Annotated in this window: 16 protein-coding genes; 9 read left to right on the forward strand and 7 right to left on the reverse strand. The window is 53.5% G+C overall.

Annotated elements, in window-relative coordinates:
- The 4 genes from IPI86_RS24860 to IPI86_RS24875 form a co-directional block, all read right to left on the reverse strand.
- On the reverse strand, nt 1-540 hold a 540-nt coding region (locus IPI86_RS24860; RefSeq protein WP_345300736.1), incomplete at its 3' end, for a hypothetical protein.
- A gap of 478 nt (nt 541-1018) precedes the next feature.
- A complete protein-coding gene (locus IPI86_RS24865) occupies nt 1019-1534 on the reverse strand; it encodes a DUF6036 family nucleotidyltransferase (protein ID WP_345300737.1) in 516 nt (171 codons plus the stop codon).
- Nucleotides 1527-2045, reverse strand: coding sequence for a hypothetical protein (locus IPI86_RS24870; RefSeq protein ID WP_345300738.1), 519 nt, complete (start codon nt 2043-2045; stop codon nt 1527-1529). The genes IPI86_RS24865 and IPI86_RS24870 overlap by 8 nt, the downstream gene beginning before the upstream one ends.
- A 227-nt stretch (nt 2046-2272) precedes the next feature.
- Complete coding sequence (locus IPI86_RS24875) at nt 2273-4222, reverse strand: AAA domain-containing protein (protein WP_345300739.1); 1950 nt, start codon at nt 4220-4222, stop codon at nt 2273-2275.
- Between the two features lie 203 nt (nt 4223-4425).
- Between IPI86_RS24875 and IPI86_RS24880 the strand changes: the two genes are divergently transcribed.
- Together IPI86_RS24880 and IPI86_RS24885 are read left to right on the forward strand one after the other, a co-directional pair.
- Entirely contained in the window at nt 4426-4701 is a 276-nt protein-coding gene (locus tag IPI86_RS24880; RefSeq protein WP_345300740.1) for a DUF4258 domain-containing protein, read from the forward strand.
- Between the two features lie 41 nt (nt 4702-4742).
- The gene (locus IPI86_RS24885; RefSeq protein ID WP_345300741.1) at nt 4743-4961 is read left to right on the forward strand and encodes a type II toxin-antitoxin system MqsA family antitoxin; all 219 of its coding nucleotides are present in this window, start codon (nt 4743-4745) and stop codon (nt 4959-4961) included.
- A 187-nt stretch (nt 4962-5148) separates the two neighbouring features.
- Here the strand turns inward: IPI86_RS24885 and IPI86_RS24890 are convergent, their stop codons facing one another.
- Nucleotides 5149-6471 carry a BCD family MFS transporter gene (locus IPI86_RS24890; protein WP_345300742.1) on the reverse strand — a complete coding sequence of 441 codons (1323 nt, stop codon included), beginning with the start codon at nt 6469-6471 and terminating at the stop codon, nt 5149-5151.
- A 141-nt stretch (nt 6472-6612) separates the two neighbouring features.
- A complete protein-coding gene (gene hemG / locus IPI86_RS24895) occupies nt 6613-7974 on the reverse strand; it encodes a protoporphyrinogen oxidase (protein WP_345300743.1) in 1362 nt (453 codons plus the stop codon).
- Between the two features lie 218 nt (nt 7975-8192).
- On the opposite strand from hemG, the gene IPI86_RS24900 reads away from it, so the two are divergent.
- From IPI86_RS24900 to IPI86_RS24930, 7 genes are all read left to right on the forward strand, one after another.
- A complete protein-coding gene (locus tag IPI86_RS24900; RefSeq protein WP_345300744.1) occupies nt 8193-8612 on the forward strand; it encodes a DUF4491 family protein in 420 nt (139 codons plus the stop codon).
- Complete coding sequence (locus IPI86_RS24905) at nt 8609-8941, forward strand: DUF4491 family protein (protein ID WP_345300745.1); 333 nt, start codon at nt 8609-8611, stop codon at nt 8939-8941. Before IPI86_RS24900 ends, IPI86_RS24905 begins: the two co-directional genes overlap by 4 nt.
- A 96-nt stretch (nt 8942-9037) precedes the next feature.
- On the forward strand, nt 9038-10159 hold the full coding sequence (locus IPI86_RS24910; protein ID WP_345300746.1) for an alpha/beta fold hydrolase: 1122 nt from the start codon (nt 9038-9040) through the stop codon (nt 10157-10159).
- The gene (locus IPI86_RS24915) at nt 10156-11259 is read left to right on the forward strand and encodes an acetylxylan esterase (protein ID WP_345300747.1); all 1104 of its coding nucleotides are present in this window, start codon (nt 10156-10158) and stop codon (nt 11257-11259) included. The genes IPI86_RS24910 and IPI86_RS24915 overlap by 4 nt, the downstream gene beginning before the upstream one ends.
- A gap of 83 nt (nt 11260-11342) precedes the next feature.
- A complete protein-coding gene (locus tag IPI86_RS24920; RefSeq protein WP_345300748.1) occupies nt 11343-13799 on the forward strand; it encodes an ABC transporter permease in 2457 nt (818 codons plus the stop codon).
- Nucleotides 13800-14077: 278 nt separating this feature from the next.
- Nucleotides 14078-15088 (forward strand): RIO1 family regulatory kinase/ATPase, encoded by a 1011-nt coding sequence (locus tag IPI86_RS24925; protein ID WP_345300749.1) that lies wholly within the window; start codon nt 14078-14080, stop codon nt 15086-15088.
- A 71-nt stretch (nt 15089-15159) separates the two neighbouring features.
- Entirely contained in the window at nt 15160-16575 is a 1416-nt protein-coding gene (locus IPI86_RS24930; RefSeq protein WP_345300750.1) for a trimethylamine methyltransferase family protein, read from the forward strand.
- 247 nt (nt 16576-16822) lie between these two features.
- On the opposite strand, the gene IPI86_RS24935 is transcribed toward IPI86_RS24930, so the two are convergent.
- The gene (locus IPI86_RS24935) at nt 16823-20461 is read right to left on the reverse strand and encodes an adenylate/guanylate cyclase domain-containing protein (RefSeq protein WP_345300751.1); all 3639 of its coding nucleotides are present in this window, start codon (nt 20459-20461) and stop codon (nt 16823-16825) included.
- Nucleotides 20462-20529 lie beyond the last annotated feature (68 nt).

The following is a 20529-nucleotide window of genomic DNA, read 5'->3' on the forward strand; positions in this document are numbered from 1 at the left end:
GCTCAACGAAGCAATATTCCCAGGCAGATCCCGTGCCGTCACCACGATCTTCACCTCACCCGCAACGGCGGCCGTCGTCGTATACGCCCACCATGCCCCCTCGGCGCGTACCGCCGCGCCTTGCTCCACCACCGCATTTTCTGCGTCGGTGATCACCACATTCACCTGAGTCACCTGCACGTTATCCACAGCCTGAATGCGGATCACCTGCCCAGCCTGTCCGCTCCACGCCTCGGCATCGATCTCCGTCACCTCGGGCGCATGGAACCAGTCCGCCATCGCCACGTTGTACGGATTCATCGGCGTCCCTTCCGCCTTCTCCACATAGATTTCCTCCCCCTTCGCGCCCTTCGCATAGATGGACGCATCGCGGAACTTCTCGTGCTGTTCGGTTTGCGCCTCCGTGTAGGTGCGGTTCGGGTCGAAGGATGGGGCTACGCCCACGATCGTGCGTCCCGCCTTGTCTTGCTTGATCACAAGCTGCTCTCCCAACGAACCGCTCAGACCCTGAATGATGATGTTGTTGCGTACTTTAGCCATGATTAGCTCCTTATTTTGATTGAGTTATTGGTGTGGTCATCCTCTATCCATCCTCTATCCATCCTCTATCGATTCTGTATCCCTCAAATAGGCCCTCCTTTCCGCATCTCCGCGACGCAAAAACCTATCCCAAACGGACGGAACACCCCGACCCCTGGGTCTCGACAATGGCAGGATTCAACTCATCAAAATCAACTAAAGTGGAAATTTACGATCCATGTCCCGCCATTTCGCCCATTTTACAAAACCACGCCCAAAACCCAATATCCCCCAAAAGTTGCAATCAGACCGTATCGGTAATAAATCTCACCCCATTCATATTACCCTCCCCCAAATCCGATCTTGATTTGGGCGCGAAGTGGGGAGGTGCCGAAGGCGGAGGGGGTCATTCCCACACCGAATGATACGCCCCCACACTCTCAAAATACTTCACCATCTTCTCGTGGAACAGATACGCCGTACTCGTCAGATCGCAGAATTATTTCAACCGTTCCTGCACGATTTGAAGATGTGCCTGTAAGTCGCTCGGGTTAATGTCGAATTCGCGTGCTCGTTGCAGTGCGGTTTCTGTGGTTTGTTTTAGTGTTTCGATCTCAATGTACCCATGTTGGATAAGGAAGATAATGTCATCAAGGTCGGTGTCAAACCCGCGGTCTAATTTGCTGAGCGCGATGCTGTATGGGTCTGCGACGTAGATCTCGAGGTTGTTGAATTGTCCGATTCTGATGGCGCGATTGTTGTCGCCTTTAGGCAGGGGGATGAAGCGCTCAAGAGGTACAGGTTCCAGAAAAATATTAAGTTCTCTTGCCGCTTGAAGCAAAGCCTGATGTTCCATGTCTGTGGGAAGATCGCTTCCAATAAAATCAATGTCAATGGTTTGGCGGGGACTTCCCAGTAGCGTAAGTGCGCTTCCCCCGATCAGGTATAGACGGATGGGGGTTGTAATATGTTGCCCCAGTTTCGACAGTGCATTTTGAAGCTCATTGTTATCCACGGCTTTTTATTTCCAATCCTTTGATGAATATCTGGGCGGCGTGCTTGTAGGTTCCCAGCCAGTTCACTTTTTCGCCGCTTAATTCTCTATGCCGTTCAGCGAGCAGGAATAAGTTCGTTTCAGGGTCGTCTGTGATTTGCAGGTTCAGATCCCTGGAAAACTGCTCAGGCAGAGTCTGTTTCTCCCCTGTGAATGTGGTGAGTTTTGAGCGATGAACTCTTTGCAGCCAAACCGCCGCGCTGTAATAACATTGAAGAATAAGTCGCGTGCGGGGCGGTAAAGTATGGACGACCTCGCGGACATGGCTTGAGAATTCAGGGTGCTCAAGAAATAAAGGAATGAGAGACAGGCGTAAACGTGCTTCTTTGCTATCCGCCAATGCTGCGATCATGCGTTTGGGATCTCGGTGAAGCGCCTCGCTGTCGTTTGATCCGCCCATGATGAAGTTGACGCCAAGCATATGCAAGGCATTGGCCAATTGTGCGCCCGTCACTTCTACAGAATGACTCATGCAATAATTATAACCCTTCATCTTATCCCCCCAATATGACAGAAATACCGTTGTATTGGGGGACATCGTACCCGAGCGAAGTGAGCGGTAGGTACCGCTGTTGGTCGAGTAGCTGGTGTTCTTCCAGCATATCGAGACCCAACGGGAGGGGCGCTCTACTCTTCCCACACCGAATGATACGCCCACAGAGTCAAAATCCTCCACCTCCTCCCCAATCGGACGGAGGGTCACTCCCACACCGAATGATACGCCCCCACACTCTCAAAATACTTCACCATCTTCTCGTAGAACGGATGCGTTGTGATCGTCGCACTGTCACCGATCACGATCAGCTTGCGCCGTGCGCGGGTCATCGCCACATTCATGCGGCGCGTATCCGCCAGAAAGCCGACTTCACCTTCACGGTTCGACCTCACCAGACTGACGATCACCGCTTCTTTCTCGCGGCCCTGGAACCCGTCTACGCTGTCTACTTCAATGCTGCTCCTTCCGCTGTCCCCGATGGAAGACTTGGATAATTTCTCTCGAAGCAATTTCACCTGCGCCGAATACGGCGAGATCACAGCGATGTCTGCGGGCGAGACTCCGCAGGCGAGCAGTTCGTCCACTTTCTGGATGACCAGATTCGCCTCCAACGGATTCAGGCGGCTGTCCCCGTCGGGTTCGCGCTCTTCGTCGTAGCTGGCGCCTGCCGTGTCGATAAAGTGAATGGGAGTCGCTGTCAGTGGCGATGATGTTACTTGAGGAAGATCAGCCAGCAGGGCGGTGCGGACCGTTTCGTCGGCTTGTAAATTCCCATCGTAAAAGACATCCGAAGAAAAAGACATGATGTCTTGATGCATGCGGTATTGCACATTTAGTAACCTGCTCCACCCGCCGTCCCCAGCGGGGGCGCCGTGGAGAGTAAGCAGGCGTTCCATCAGGCTGATGTTGAAACCGCCGCGCATCGCCTCAGACGAAAGCACTGTCGGCGGAAGCTGGCAGTGATCGCCCGCCAGCACAAGCCGCTGTGCATATTGCAGGGGGATCCACGCGGCGGGCTCGGTGCATTGGCTGGCTTCATCCATGATGCACCAATCGAAATATTTCCCTTCGAGCCGATCGCGGTCGAGGCCCGTGGCGGTGGCGCACACAATGCGCGCCTTGCTCAGGATGCCTTCGGTCACCTGTTCTTCGATCTGCCATGCTTCCCTGAGCATGTCTTTCGCTTCCTGCCGCATCGACTGCTTCGCACCAGGCTCGGGTCTGGCGCGCGTCCATTTGACGGATTGGTCGCGCAGGGCATACGCATCGCGTGTGAGTTTGTTCGCGATCTTCACATCGGGATGATTTTCAACCAGCAGGTCGAGCGTGTGTTCACGCAGTTCGGGTGTGACGCGTGCGGGGTGCCCCAGCCGAACGACATTCTCTCCAGCGGCGATCAGTCGCTCCAATAAATGATCCACCGCCAGGTTGCTCGATGCCACGGCCAGCACGCTTTGTCTGCGCCGCGTGATCTGACGGATCAACTCCACCAGTGTGGTGGTCTTGCCCGTCCCAGGCGGCCCGTGGATGATGGCCACATCCTCCGCGCTCAAGGCGAATTGCACCGCTTCGATCTGCGAAGCGTTTAGTTTTTTGTTGAATACTTGAATCGGTTCGATCTTCTCGAAGACGGGTCCCGCCGCCCCGATCAGCACATCGCGCAGCACTTCCAGCCGACTGCCCCCGCTCGCGCCTCTTGCCAACTCCATGGCCTGTCTCTGTCGAAAACGCGATATCTCATCTGTGGCACGGTCCAGCCGAAACGTGGGCTTCTCCGCTTCTGTTTCGATGAATTGACTGACCGCCACCTGAATCGCATCCCTGCGAATCGCGCTGACGATTCCCCGCCAGCCATTCTCCTCGCTGGCCGAAGAGGCGTTCTCCTCCGACACGATGACGGGGCTGCCCACCCCAAGCCTTGTCCACGGGAGGGAGAGGGTCTCGTTGCGCTTGCCGAATCCCAACAGGAAATGTCCACCCAGCCCATAGCCTTCCTCGCGAATGACCAGGTTGATCAAGCTGTTGCCCGTTGCCTCAGCCTCGGCAGGGGAGAGCTTCGTGCGCTCACGCACCGCCTCCCGCTTCTCAGCCTCCGCCTCCAGATCGAGCAGCAAAGCAAGATTTCCAAAATATTCAGTCGGAGAGTTTTTCATGGCGGGTTATTTTACCCCCTCTGCCTGCATTCGCAGGCACCTCCCCCAAATACGACAGAAATACCGTCGCATTTGGGGGAGGTTGGGTGGGGCATTGAGTGCAAGTGCCTTCAATCCCTTCGTCCTGAGCGGAGCGAGTGCCCTCCGAGCGCAGTCGAAGGACAACACACGCACTTAACATGACCTGCAAGTATAATGTCCGAATGACTGCCATCCTATTTCGCGCCCATGCGGTGCAAAGAATGTTCGAACGTGAGATACCCGTCAGCAAGGTCCGCAAAGCCTTGGAGACCGCGGATGTGATCGAGGATTACTCCTCCGAAATGCCCGAACCCAGCCGCTTGCTCCTGTCATTTCAGGGCAAACGTCCCTTCCATGTGGTGACCTCTGAGAACCACGCCAGAATGCAAACGACGATCATCACCGTGTACCTGCCCGACGCCAGTAAATGGAAAAAAGACTTTCGGAGCCGCAAGTAACCCTAAAAACTTTATGCCACTTCGTGGTGAAAGAACTCTCTATGAATTGCATCATCTGTAGACAAGCCGAGACAACCCACAGTTTTACCTCCATCACCTTTGAACGCGACGAATTCAAACTGGTCATCCATAATATCCCAGCCCAGGTTTGCCCCAACTGCGGCGAAGCCATCGTCAACGAAGACGTTGCCCTGCAATTGATCAGCCAGGCGGAAGATTCATTTGCACAAGGGTTGATCGAAGACATTCGCGAATATTGAATTCCCCCGAAGCCAGATCATCATCAAAGATGGACAGAGAGCCCCGTCCATCTTTGGAAAATGGCTAATTACCTCACCTTGTGCAGTGTTCTGGCGGCCCTCACCGCACTGGCGTGGGCACAAGGTGCTATTCCATGTCCCGATATCCTTCGGGAGGGAATCACGGCTGGGTGTGTAAGATGAGTTATTAATCTGCTGCTGCAACACCAGCCAATATTTCAGTCTCTTCCACATGTGCGCGGGATGTGTTCGCATTCAGCTTCGTCGTCAAATTCAACGCCACAAGCAGGATCACCGCCTCCATCGTAAACAGAGACGAATACGCAAAGAACGCATTCCCCGTCGCATAGCGGACACTATCCACGAGAATGCCGCCCGTCAAATTGCCGACCGCATGGCCGACCATGTTCGCCACACCCCATACGCCCATCAACATCCCCGCGCGGATCGGTGTAGTGAAGGAGATGATCGCGCTCAACATGCCCGCGCCCGCCAAGCCTGTGCCGATTCCCATCACGAAGACCAGGCTCTTGAAGATACCCACGTTGCCCATCAATCCCGTCACGATCAACCCGATGAAAACGAGAATGCTGGCAATAATGCCTGTGCGCATCAGCTTCATATATCCCAACCACTTGATCAGGAACAAGCCAGACATCAGCATGGATGCCAATACACCGAGTCCCCAGTACATGGTCAGGCGGGTGGTATCGCCAACGCTCATGCCAAGTACCAGCGCACCGTACGGCTCAAGCAAAGCATCCTGCGCGAGTGTTCCAATGAAAGTGCAGATCACCAGCGTAAAAAGAATGCGCACCTGCGGGTCAGCGAAGACCACATCTCGCAGCACTTGCTGGAAAGGCATCTTGCGTGCCTGCTCTGCGGCAGTCTCTGCAACTTGATTCTTGGATTCCTGTCCAATGGCGGCGAAGGTCGCCAGTAAAAAGATGGCAACTGCCACGCCTGTCGCAACGCTGATCAACTTGGCAGGGTCGTATGTTTCCAGTGCCTTGCCGATGAATCCCGCTCCCATCACGGAGCCAAGCAGAGTCGCTACTTCATAGAAGGTGATGGCGCGCGTGCGATACGTTCCCGTATAGCGGTCGGATACCAACGCCTGATAGGTGTTGTGCGCAAGGTTGCGTCCAAGGCCGTACAGCATGAAGGACAACGATCCGCTCAAGAGCAGCAGTGCGGTCACTTTGGTTGGGTTCGCTGCCAGTCGTGAGGTCGCGATAATTCCCAACCCGATCACCAATGCGCCGAAGATGATATACGGCTCACGGCGCTTCCCAAAGACGGGGTATCCATCTGAGCGATACCCAAGCCACACGCGCACAGGCGAGATCAACAGCGGGATGGCGAAGAAGAATGCCACCAGTGTTGCGGGCAGACCCAACTCCGCGATCATGATGCGGTTTAGAGTCCCGCCGATCAACGCGCCGCTCAACCCATACGCGATGGAGAAGAACGCCAGCCGTGCATTGTTTAGAGTACGAACGAATTTCATTTTGTATGCTCCTAGAATTGAATTGACCAATTGAAAAAATCCAAACATCTAACCACTGAGCCACAGAGGCACGGAGGGTATGGAGTTTTTTTTTTTGTTTTTTCTCCGTGTTTCCGTGTCTCCGTGGTTCAAAAAGGTTTTTCACATGTTTCCCTTCATTGCCAACCTAGCCGCCGCCTCACGTCCCTGATGAATGCAATCAGGCACGGCAATGCCGCGATATGAACTGCCAGCCAGCGCCAGGCCTTTTGGCAGCAACTTTTCAATTTCATCCACGCGTTTCAAATGACCCACATGCGCTTGCGGGAATCCGCTTTGCCAGCGGAAGGCCGTCCACGTTTGCGGTGCAGCGGTGATGCCGAGCAGCTCTGCGAGTTCTTTCTTCACAGCCTCGATCAACCTCTCATCGTCAAATTCCACCATCTCAGGCGCGCCGCCCCCAATGAAGACTCGCAGCACAGCATACCCAGCCGTTGACCTCTCTGGCATTTTGCGGGACGTGAACGTGACCGCATCGATCATCCGCTTTTCACGGCGCGGGATCATCAATCCGCTGATGACGGGTTCGCGCGGAATATCCGCCTCGCGGTACACGAGCGAGAGCGTGCCAATATTCTGATGACGGATCTCACCTAACTGTCGGCTGGCCTCTGCGGCAATCTCCTTGATCATCGCTGATGTCTGATTCGCCAACGTCGCGAGAATGACACCATCTGCCTGTACTGAGCTTCCATCAGCCATGAAGATTTGATAGCCATTCCCGTGATGTGAGATCTTTTCAACCCGCGCATTCAAGCGCATATCCCCTTTGAGTTGACGGGCGAGTTCATCTGTCAACGCTTGCAAGCCATTCTTGAAGGAAACAAAGCGCGGCTTCTTCGGTCCCTTCTGTTTTCCTGCACGGAAGGCGCGCTTCAACGCGCCCGCAAACAAGCCGCCGCCATCCTTTTCCATTTCACGCATGATCGGCGAAGAGACCATGATGCTCTGCGTCTCTGGGTTCGTGTTGTAGATTCCGCCCAGCACAGGGCCGATGAATTTATCCAGTGCTTCATGTCCCAGCCTGCGGCGCACAAAATCAGCCAGCGATTCATCTTCGTCATCGCGGCGGGCAGGTTGAAATGGTTCAGCCAGCATGCGCAATTTCCCGCGTACCGTCAGCAGCGGGGAGGAGATGAATTTCGTCGGCGAAACAGGGATCGGGTAGAGAGAGGCGTTATCCAGCACGTAGGTCCCGCTGGTTTCAGAGCCAGGGTTCACCACCTGGTCCAGCATCCCCAGCTCGTTTGCCAGATCCCAAGCCTCAGGCTTGCGCGTGATAAGAGTATCAGGCCCGCCTTCAACCAGAAAGTGTGCGTCTTTATTCAATTCAAGTTTCGATGAAATGACCTTGCCGCCCCAATGATTTGAGGCTTCAAGTAAGGTAAATTTGATGCCGCGTTGTTGCAGTTCCCACGCAGCGCTCAAACCTGTAATACCCCCGCCGATGACAGCAATGTGCATACACAGTCTCCTGTTTTTGCTCTCCTCGGCCTGTGATATTTTATATTTATTACCTGATATGTATATATAGATTTTGGAGATTTCACTAAGAGTTGCGTGAGAGATTAAATATGTGATATGTCACGGACTAAAATGGACATATTACGTAAGCAATATCATAAAGTGCAAGATATAATTTTTCGCCACGATTCTAAATTTATAAACGATGGGATATCACTATGGAAATTAACATTGTTGGGTTGGCTACTGCGGCGGCCACGTTCCTCGGCGTATGGCTGGGGCATGTCTCTGTCCGCAAGATCGAACGTGAGACGGTTCATTTATGGAAGCCGACTGTGAGCGCACTTGTATTGAGTGGGGGATTTGCAGCCGCCTCTTTCTTAACCTCAAGCATGCCTCTGTCTGCGATCTGCGGCATCCTCTCTGTGACATTGTTTTGGGACGCGCTCGAAATCGCTGTTCGCCAACCGAAACGCATCAAGCATGGACATGCGCCCGCCAACCCGAAGAATCCGCGCCATGCGAAGATCCTTGCTGAATATCCCGAAGCCACAACGATAGACTGGCTCGACCGCGACCCGCGCGGCACTCCATATTCTGCTGCCGAGTTGGCGTCCATCAAGGAGAGTGCGAAATGAACTGGTTTGGTTTTTGGCTTTGTCTTGCTACTCTCTTCATTATTGGGTTGGGCTTTGTGTGGGTGATCCGTGGGGAACGTTATTTCGGTCACTTGTGGTGGCCGTATGTGATGGGGGCGGGGGTGTTATGCATTCTTGGCTCGTTGTTCATTTCAAACAACTGGGCATCGGCTTTGCTTGGCGCATTTGGCGCATCCCTCATTTGGGGCTCCACCGAGTTGAAGGAGCAAGCCGTGCGCGGTGAGATCGGTTGGTATCCGTTTAATGCAAAAAAGATTCTCCCTCCATTTGTGGAGGTGATCAAAAAGTGGAAAGCGCCAAGTTTGTAGCGGTTACGCGATGAGTGCGTCGCACCAGACGGGTGGAAGTTCCTTGACCTCGCAGGTGATTGTGGGCGAGCACTTAACCTCTGATACAATTCCCTGATGCTCCGAACCACTCTTATTGTTTCTCTCATCTGTCTTGCCATTTTTGCCTGCTCGCCCGCTCCCGCATCTCCCACTGTCACATTGCCTCCGCCGATCGTCACCATCATTCGTCCCACCGAAATACCCATCACTGAAACCCCAACTGTCCTTCCTTCGCCGACTGCACTCCCGCATTTGATGTATCCCTACACCATTGCAGGCCTGCGCGAGCGGACTTTCACAGGCGGCGAGATTTCGCTGGATGTTGTCCTCGGGCTGACGGACACCTACACCCGTTATCTCATTTCCTACCCCTCAGACGGATTACGCATCACAGGCATTCTCCAGATCCCAGCAGGGCAGGGGCCTTTTCCCGTCATCGTCATGAATCACGGCTTTGCCGCTCGCAGCAGTTACACCTCAGGTAACGGCACAGACCGTGCCGCCGAATATCTCGTGTCGCGCGGCTACATCACCATCGCATCAGACTTCCGCACCTGGGGCGGCTCGGATATCAGTCCGTCTTTCTTTCACACAGGTTTGGTCACTGATGTGATGAATCTGATCGCATCTCTGCCATCCATCCCACAGGCAGATGTTTCGCGCATTGGCATGTGGGGACATAGCATGGGCGGCGGCATCACTACGAAGATACTCACGCTTGAGACCCCTGTCCGCGCGGCGGTGTTGTATGCACCCAACTCCGCCGACGATGCCGACTTGATCGCACGCTGGGGCTATGGCTGCATCGGCGATATTTTAGCAGGTGAACTTCTGGATACCTGCAACTCGGCGGATGTCATTCCAGAGTCTCTGCCAGCGGAGATGATCGCCGCGTATGTTGAATCCGCTACCAGCGCGGAGAGGATGCGCGAGATCGCTCCGTTCTATCATCTGGAAAATATATCTGTTCCAGTCCAAATCCACATCGGCTCCGCAGATGGAGACTACATCGGTTCCACGCCGCCCGAGTGGTCATATAAATTGAATCAAGGCTTGTTGGATGCAGGCAAGGACGTGGAATTATTTGTTTATGACGGCCAGCGTCATTCCTTTACGGGTGATGCATGGCTTTTGTTCATGGATCGTGCGGTTACATTATTCGATGCGGCGTTAAATACGAATACAATAAGCCAATGAATAGCCGTGCCCGATATTTAATACTCCCTGTATTGCTCATCCTTTCTGCCTGCCTGTCCACACCTGCGAGTTCAACGGCAGTGGTTTCAACTGCAGCCCATACATCCGTTCCAGTTACATTTACGCCTTCCATCACACCCTCGCCGACGGCGACGATGACACCCAAAGAAGCGTTGCAGCCATTCACCATTGACGGCTTGCGGAAACATAAATTTCAAAGTGGAAAGATCATCATTCGCGAGACTCTGCTTGAGACTGAGGTTTTCACGCGCTACTTGATCGAATATCCCAGCGACGGCCTGACCATCACGGGAATTTTGCAAATCCCGAAAACTGGCGAAGCTCCGTTCCCAGTCATCGTGATGAATCACGGGTTCTTTTCCCGTTACATTTATAACTCCGGCGATGGCACCGACCGCGCCGCCGAGTTTCTGAATCGACGCGGCTACCTCACGGTCTCCTCTGATTATCGCAGCTGGGCAAATGCGGAGACAGGTGTGAGTTTGTTTTACTCGGGTCTTGCCATCGATGTCATCAATTTAATGAACGCACTTCCTTCCATTCCTGAAGCAGATACCGAACGCATCGGCATGTGGGGGCACAGCATGGGCGGCGGCACAACTTTGAAAGTGCTTGTCGTTGATGACCGCGTGAAAGCTGCGGTTTTATATTCCACCGTCAGCGGTGATTTTGAAGAGGTCATCGGCCGTTGGGGGCCGGGTTGTCTCGGGGATGTCTTCGAAGGTGAAGCGACCTTTGGCTGTAATTCTTCCGACATTCTCCCCTTGGATTTACCCGATGACTTGATCGAGGCCTACTTTAAAGGGACAACTGATCCTGTTATTCTGAAAGCGGTCTCTCCGATCTATCATTTGAAGAACGTCACAGCGCCTGTGCAGATCAATTACGGCACCGAAGATGGCAAAACCTCTGCAGGCACGCCGCCCGAATGGTCGAAGAAGTTATACGATGCCTTCCTTGAAGCAGGCAGGGAAGCCCAGCTCATTGGCGTGGAAGGCGAGGAACATTCCTTTAAATACGATCAGTGGTTCTATTTGATGGAACGCTCCGCGCAACTGTTTGATAAATACGTGAAGTAAAATCTGCGCGCTGAGTGGTGCGCAGCCGAAGTGCGCAGATGACCATTTCCAATTGATTGCTTCGCAAGTAAACTTACCGCCTTATGAAAAAAATTCTTCTTATTGGTATCGCTCTTTTCTTTCTTGTTGCCTGTGGTAATCAGCAGATCGCGACCCAGCCTGCGCAAGCTTTAATTGCAATCCCATCCAACGATGGGGAGTGGGGTGGTACAGGTCTCTCGCAGGACGGATTATCCTTTACGGTCAAATTTACCATCCGCGAGAATCATCTTGCTGGGATCGTGTACAGTTTTACAGGGACAGATGGCATCAGTTGCACTGGGATCGAATACGGGCATCTGGATGTCGCAGATGAACTCGCCATCGTCGACGATCGGTTTTCCGCAGTGCTTGGTGACGACCTTTCCATCGATGCTTCGTTTTCAAATTTGAAGTCTGCCTCGGGGCATATGACCATCCACTGGCATGACCGACAGCCGCGCTGCAACGGTGATTATGAAGTGGATTGGAAGGCAGAAAAAGCCGAGACTCAAGTTGGGCAGGCTGGGCAGCCACGAAACCCAAATGCGCCGAATTCGTTCGAGACCTTTGTTCAAATTCTTGTCTTTGGCTTGTCGAACGGCGCAGTTCTTGCGTTGAACGCCATCGGCGTGACCTTGATCTATGGCACGGTCCGCACTTTGAATCTGGCGCACGGCGATGTCTTCGCGCTGACGACTGCATTGGTCACCTCCATTATTAATATCATCGGCATTCGTGAAAACTGGCCCCCGCTTCAACTTGTGGGCGCTTTATTCTTTGTATTTCTTTTGGCAATGTCTTTGGGGGCGTTGCTAAGTGTGGGTGTGGAAATATTGGGCTTTGCTCCATTTCGAGGTGCTTCAAGGCTTGGGCCATTGATCGCCACACTTGGCTTGTCGTTTATTCTTTTTCAAGGCGCTCTTGTCTGGCGCACCTATCAAGGCTCGTGGATCCCCGGGGAGCATCGCAGCGTACCGGGTTTGCCTGAAGTGCCCACAGATGGCATTCCTTCATTCCTGCCTGAGATCAATCTGGTGAAATATTTCGGATTGCCGATGAATGTCATCATCCGCTTTAGCGATGTATTTGTGATTCTCTCCGCGGTTGTTTTGGTGGCACTTGCCAATTGGTTTATTCAAAAATCACGTACGGGCCGCGCCATTCGGGCGGTTTCTCAAAACCAGCAGGCGGCGCAAATATTGGGAGTCAACATTGGTGGGACGATCCGCAAGGCGTTTGCTTTTGGCGGTGCGTTTGCTGGGGCGGCAGGATTTATCTTCGCTTTATATTATTCACGCCCATTTGGCTCGCATGGCGCACAAAGCGGACTATTTGCGTTCATGACTGCCTTGTTGGGCGGCATTGGGAATCCGTTTGGCGCGCTGGTGAGTGGATTCTTGATCGGCGGACTTTCCTCGTTAAGCGATTATTACCTCACCGCACAGTGGACTCCTGCGTTGCTGTTGTTGATCCTGATTTTGTTGTTTGCCTGGCGGCCGACTGGATTCACTTCGGAGGGGGATGGGGGAGAAACAACTGTCGTACGTGATTCTGTAATTTTGACGGCACCAGTTCAAGGGTCCAGTGGGAGGCGTTGGCTCGTCATCGCATTGCTGATTTTGTTTGCATTTCCATTGATGTTTCAAGGCGGACAGGTCATTTTGCGCCTGGCTGGGATTTTTATTCTGCTGGCGCTTGGGCTAAATCTTGCGCTCGGAGTCGCGGGCTTGCTGGACCTTGGTTTTGCCGCCAGCTTCGGGCTGTCTGCGTATCTGACGGCTTTGCTCACTGCAAAATTCGATATAACCATCGCCTTGCTGTTGGGCGCAGCGATGGGTGCATTTTTTGGATGGTTGAAAGGCGGTCTCGCACGCCGATTGCGGAGCGATTTTTTTGCAGTTGCGACTCTTGCCTTTGGCTTGTTGGTTCGGCAGGTGATCATCAACCTCGAGTTCACAGGCGGGATGGGCGGTATTGGCGGGATCGCTGCGCCGCATATTTTGGGCTTCAGCCTTGCAGGGCAGATGCAGAGATATTATCTGGTCTTCTTTGTGATCGTTTTGCTCGCATGGATAAGTCAGCAGATCATTTCTTCACGCACCGGACGCGCCTGGATGGCGTTGAGTGATGATGAACTGGCAGCTTTATCTGTGGGCGTGGATGTGAACCTTGCGCGCACGCAGGCATTGATGATCAGCTCGGCTATGGCGGGCATGGCTGGCGTTTTATATGCCAGCACCCTGTCTTTTGTTGAACCAGATTTGATGGCTTTTCATGTTTCCAGCATGATCCTGACGATGGTGATTCTGGGTGGGGCAGGGAGTGTGCCTGGCGCCCTGATCGGCGCGGTGACGATCATTCTTTATGACAAGGTCTTTGTTCCACAGTTGGCGAACTGGCTGGCGTTGATCTGGCCCGTTGCCATTGGGTCGGTTCCTGATATTCGCGGCGCGAGCTTTTTCAATTTCGGCATTGCGCTTTATCTGACGGTCTTGATACGCTCCCGCCGCCGTTCTTGACACGCCTGATTTCCCGCGATAAAATCGCGTTACTATATTTCACTTTGAAAGGAGGCACGAAAAAATGAAATCCATCTTGTTAGCTGTCAAAGCACTTGTTTGCGCGCCTCCTGCAGGGTTAATGTAATACTGGCTTTTTGCCTTTTCAACATTGAACCGCAGTGCGCTTTTGCCCTGCGGTTTTTGATTCCGATCAGCCGCAGGCTTGTCCCTGCGGTTTTGTTTTTAACGCAAGGCGATGGAAAATAGATTTCTATAACGTATAAGGCTGTTTGAAAATGAGTAAAAATCAACTTCTTGAGTTTTATGAAGAACTCGACGAATTAAATGAAGACGGGACGCAATCTTCCCATAAACGCGTCTCGCAGAAACGTGAGTCAAGGAAGCGCGTGATGGAGGCCAGTCTTTTTGTCCGCGCTCAGGAAATTTCACGCGAATTTCAGTTTACCTACAAGGCCGCCCGCTTTGAAGAAGCCTGGCTGCTGGATTCTCTTTCGGAAATTGCCGAACATAAGTGGATCTCGGATGTGCTTCGCAAAGTGAAGGGCGGCAAGGAAGCCTCGGTGTATCTGTGCAAGTCTGGCGTTGCTGTGGATGCGCCACTGGTCGCCGCGAAGATTTATCGTCCGCGCATGCTCCGCAACCTGAAAAATGACCAGCAATATCGCACGGGCCGCGCCGATTTGGATGAGAGCGGCAACGTCATCGTCGATGATGGCACACTGCACGCCATGCGAAAACGCACCGCTTTCGGTGAAGAGGCAAGGCATCAATCGTGGATCGCCTATGAATTCCAGACCCTGAAATCCCTGCACGAAGCAGGCGCGGATGTCCCAAAGCCGTATGCGATGGAGAAGAATGCCATCCTGATGGGCTACATCGGCGATCTGGCGTCTGCCGCGCCTCCGTTGAATGCTGTGAATCTGGAATTGGACGAAGCCCAATCGCTTTTTGATCGCGCGGTGTACAACATCGATTTGATGCTTAAGCATGGCCGCATCCACGGCGATCTGTCTGCGTATAACATCCTGTATTGGGATGGCGACATTACGTTGATCGATTTCCCGCAGGTGGTCATTCCTGAATCGAATCCTGCTTCGTGGAATATCTTTTTGCGCGATGTCTCACGGGTGTGTCAGTATTTTTCGTCTCAGGGCGTTCAATGTAACGGGCTTTCCCTTGCCACCGAATTGTGGACATCTCATGGTCACAAGGTCTTCAAGATTGACCCGAAGTATCTGGATGCTGAAAGTTCTGAAGATCGGCATGCCTGGGAAGCTCAACAATAAAAACATATCCCCTGACCACACTGGTCAGGGGATATGTTTATTCGGTACAATTGCGCGCAGGAGAGTGAAATATGAATAACGTCCGCCCCAAATTAACTTTAATGAATGAAGAGCAGATCCTCGAAGCGCATAAAAACGTTTTGAAGGTGTTAAGCGAAACTGGTGTGCGCGTGGATTCGCCTGCGATCCTGCAAATGCTCGAGTGGAAACTCGGCTTGAAATCAGAGGATCGCATTATCAAGTTTCCGCCTGAAATTGTGGAAGAGGCGATCAAATCCACGCCGAAGACGATTGATGTGTACGATCGCCGCGGCGAGCACAAGCTAAAACTGGGGGAAGATCGTCTGCGCTTTGGGGTGGGGGTGACTGCATTGTTTTATCAAAACCCCGTGGATGAAACGCTCGATATTTTCAAACGCAAGAATTTTCAAGACCTTGTGCGCCTCGGCTCGAGCCTCAAGCATTACGATGTGATTTCAACCGTGGGGATCGTGCGTGATGTGCCTGAGGAATTGACCGACCTGTACGGCTCACTTGAACACATTGCGAATACCACCAAGCCATTGGTCTTGCTCGTTTCAGATGAAAACAGGTTTCCCGATGTGATGCAGATGTTCGAAATGCTGCATGGTGATCTCGGCAGCAAGCCGTTCATCATTCCGTATTTCAATCCCGTCAGCCCGCTGGTGATGAATGCAGGCACAGTGGATAAAATGAAAATTTCCATCGAACGCGGCCTGCCGATCATCTTTTCAAATTACAGCATGGCGGGCGCATCCACGCCGCTTACGCCTGCGGGCACGTTGACTCTGCTCATGGCCGAGTTGCTCGCCGGGCTGGTCATCAGCCAGACCATCAAAAAAGGCGCGCCCATTTTGCTCGGCATGTTACCCGTCTATTTTGACATGCGCACCATGCTCAATTTTTACGATCCGCAAAGCATTCTCATCAGCGTGGCCTGCTCCGAGATGTTGAAATACTACGGCATTCCGCATTGCTCCACTTCAGGAAGCGGCACGGGCTGGGGCATGGATTTGATTTCCGCAGACACCTACTGGATGAATACCCTCGCGCTTCTTCTCTCACACGGACATCTGGCTCCGTTCATTGGAGATTCGCTTGGCTCGAAATCGATCTCGCCAACAACCTTCGTCCACGCGCACGAGATCATTGACCAGGCCCTGCGCCTGCATGATGGCTTTCAACTGGATGATGTCAATTCTGCTGTAGATGAGATTGCAAAAGTGGGACCAGGAAATAACTTTTTGAAATCTCCATCCACCCTGCGAAACTATAAGAACGGATATTACATCAGCAACGTGTATCCGCATTACAGCATGGAAAAATGGCAGGAGGCAGGTGCGCCAACCGCCCGTCAGGTTTTGCGTGAAAAGACACAGGATTTGATGGCGTCTGCTTCTGCGCCTGATGACCATGCTGAATTTATTGGGAAGGGTGAGGAGTTTATTTCTAAAATCGGGAGGTAACAGGCGTGGATGGGAAATGGATCATTTTGTAAACGTTGAAAGAAAAAGTATGCGCATATTAGGGTAACAGCATACGACTCTATCCTTCGACGGAAACTTCTCTCTGATCTCATACACCATCACGACCTACTCCATGCCGCTTTGCCACGCGCGCAGGTCGCGATAACTCTTTATCCCCATAATTCTCCTTTCAGGAGTCGGGAGCTAGGGGTTGGGGGTCAGAACCATCCCCTAACCCTAACTCCCATCACCCAGCTAATAGCTCCTTCACCGTCTCATCCCAATCCAACTCTGCGCCCGCCTTCAACCCCGCCTCCACCACGGACGGGTCGAGCGCCCATTCGGCGAGCGTCCTGTCCATTTGGCGCTGGAAATCGCTGGTCCAGCTAGGCTGGTTGCGTACCAAGCCAAATAAAGCCAACGCCCGCTCGGTCTGTCCTTCGGCGTGGAAGAGAAAGCCAAAATTATTCACCACCCCCACCACCAAGTAAGGCTGGCCGCTCTGTTGCGCCAGCGCAAGCCCTTCGTGCAAGCCCGCGCGTGCCGCGGCGAGTTGACCGAGTTCGATGTCCACTCCCGCCAGATTACCGAGAACCAAGGCGATGGCGGATTGCCAACCCATCTCGCGGGACAGTGCCAACCTCTGCTGGTAATATTCCTTCGCCATTGCGTAATCCTTGCGCTCACCCGCAGTCCAGCCCAAGTTGTTGAGCGCTCTCAGTATCAGCAAGCGGTAGCCCGCCGCCACAGCCCGCGTGTGGACTTCGCGCAAGAGCCGTTCTGCTTCGGCTAGATCACTTTGAGATAACGCCACAAGCCCCATCCGATTGAGCGCGCTTAACTCAGCATCCAAGTCTCCTAACGCACGTGCCAGACTCAGGCTTTCATCGAGCGCTACTTTGGCATCTTCCAGTTCGCCCAAATACCAGTTCACATCGCCGAGCGCATACAACGCGAGACATAATGTTCGTGAGTCGTCGCTGGCGCGCGCCATGTGCACGGCTTCGGCGATAATCGCCTGACCTTCGGCATAATTGCCCAATCCCATAACAAGCTCGCCCAAATATACCTGCGCGGAGGCGCGGTCGGCATCAGTTTTCGCGGCGGCTTGTGCCTGATCGATCGCGGCGCGCGCGGCGGGAAAGTCGTCCATAATCGAATCCGCTAGTTTCAACGCCAGTGCGGAACGTTCAGGGTCGTCCTCGGGGGTCAGTTCCAGCAAGCGGGAAAAATAATCCCGCGCGGAGTTTAAGGCGAGCACATCCAATGCGGCTTGCCCCGCCTTCTTCAAATAGGCGCGCTGTTTGGCAGGGTTGTCACTGCGCTCGTAGTGATACACCAAAGTGTCCAGCATGGATGCTTCGGTCAACGCCCCCGCCGCGATCTGTCTTTCCAGATACGCCGCCAACTGCTCATGCAATTTGGCGCGCGTGGCAAACGGCAAACTCTCGTAGGTCACTTCATGCGTGACGATGTGCTTGAATAGATACGCCAACTCAGGCTCGGGCGTGTCCAGAGGCGTGATGTCCAGCCCCGCCAATTGCTCCAGATCAGATTGCACGCGATTCATTCCGCCCAATTCGGGATAGTACCCCGTCAGCCACTCGACGCGGAACAAACGCCCGACGATGCTCGCCACGCGCAGGGTGGTCTTCTCGCGCTCGCTCAACTGGTCAATGCGGCTGAGGATCAGCGTGTGCAAACTGTCGGGCAGTTCAATTTTGTTCAGGTCGGCGGGATCGAGTCCACGGTCACGCACGTAGTTGAGCAGTTCTTCCAGATAGAACGGATTGCCCTGCGAGCGCGCCATTAGTTTATCCACCAAGCCGCTCGGCAGTGCTCCGCCGCGCGCAGGATACAACTGCGCCAGTTTCGCGCGGATGGCACTCTCCGCTTCGGCTTGATTCAATTCATGCAGTTCGATCTTGGTGAAGTTCGGCATGGCTTCGAGCCGCGGCGCTTCCAACCGCGCCAATTGCGGCGGACGATATGCCAGCACGAAACACACGCGGCTGTCATTCAATGCGCGCGCCAATTCTTCGAGCAGGTCATGCGAAAGCGCGTCGATCCAGTGCATATCTTCGATGATGATCAACAGCGGCTCATCTTTTGCCGCCGCGCGTAAACAATCTTCGAGCAATGCCCGCAACGCGCTCTTACGATACTGCGGTTCAAGTGTTTTGGTGAAATCATTATCAGGGATTTCCAAACCCAGCACGACGTTTAACAGCGGCATGGCTTGCACACGTTCAGGCGCGCGGTCTTCGATCTCGCCTTCGAGATTACGCATTTGTTTTTTCAACGGCGCAGACGGGTCCACATCGAAGAACGCCTGCCAGATGGATTTCCATGTTTGATACGGCGTATTGACCGCATCCGATTGACAGGCTCCGCCATAACCAGCGAAGCCTTTGCGACGGGCGAGTCGAATCACCTCCGCCACGAGTCGGGACTTGCCCATGCCTGCCTCTGCCACGATACCTATTATCTGCCCTTGACCTTTTTCCGCCAACTCTAATTTGTCATTGATGACTCGCAGCTCTTGCGTTCTTCCCACCATCGGCAGGGCGTAGGTTGGTTCTTGTAATCGAATGGCACGTTGCTGGCGTTCCCCCGTCACTGCGAACACAGGTAACGGCTCCGCTTTGCCTTTCATTGCTAATGGCGAACGGGGTTCTGACGAAAAATAATTTTCAACTGCTTTATACGCGTGACCACTCAACAATACCTCACCAGGTGCAGCATTGCTCATCAAGCGCGCCGCGAGATTGACTTCATCGCCCAACGTGCCGAACGTCTTGCGCGTCACACCGCCATACGTGCCCACACGCATCAGTCCCTGTGTGATGCCCATCTGCAACTGCAACTTGGTTTTCTCCCGCAACTCCAATGCCGCCTTCACCGCGCGACGAGGATCATCCTCGTGCGCGCTCAACGCTCCAAAGTCGACATACACATAACTGCCCTTGTCCCCGATCGAAATGCCCATCAACGTGCCGTCATAGCGCGAAGCGATTCTCTGCACTTCGCGAATAAACGCATCCAACTCGCTCTCGGCTGAATCCGAATCATAGTCGATGCCCGTGAACCGCACAAACAACGCCACACACGGACGGAACTCGGTCAGGAACGATGCTTGTCCTGTTGTCTCGCGGTCATACACACTTGAATGAATCCACGGTCTAAGTTGTTCAGAAGTTATCAGTGATTCGTCTACAGTTTCATCACGCACTGATAACCGATCGCTGGTTACTGATAACTTCTCCACCAAGGCAAACCTCTCCCCATTCTCGTCACTTCGCCATTCTTTGACAACCACTGCATTTCCCAACGCTTGCACTGTCGCTTCATCCACCAGCACATCACCTTTGTTGGCAAGATGTTCCCCGACTGCCGTCCGCATCACCGTCGCCCCCGCCAATGCGTCCAGATAGTGGATCATCGGATCGCCCACCACGAAACGGCGCGCCGCACCTGTTGCAAGCGCGACCTTCAAAGTCAATGCCGTTGTCGAGCCATTGGGTAATGCGATCGAACTGAACACGCCCATCGCAGTTTGTAACGCAAAAGCGCAAGTTGCAGCGCGTGGCGTAGCGGGTCCATTTGAATCGTCGAACCAGCAGGTGATCGCGTCGCCAGCAAAGTTGATTACACTGCCGCCCTGTTTTTCAACTTCAGCGATCAACGCGGTATACACCGTGCCGAGATGTTTCGTCAGTTCTTCAGCGCCGTGTCGCGAACCAAGCGATTCACGCAAGCCTTCGGTCAAGGACGTGAAGCCAGAGATATCGGCAAATAGCGCAGCTCCGCTCGTGCGGTCGGGCAATGATCCTCCGCGCGATAAGGCGCGCAGGCGGTCTTGAGGGAGATACGTGTGTAATGTCATGAATTGGTTTTGGTTAAGTGGAGTTTAATGGTGCGATTATACGCCAATAGTTATAGTGAAGATATGGA

Source organism: Candidatus Villigracilis affinis (assembly GCF_016705895.1).
In the GTDB taxonomy this organism is placed as follows: domain Bacteria; phylum Chloroflexota; class Anaerolineae; order Anaerolineales; family Villigracilaceae; genus Villigracilis; species Villigracilis affinis.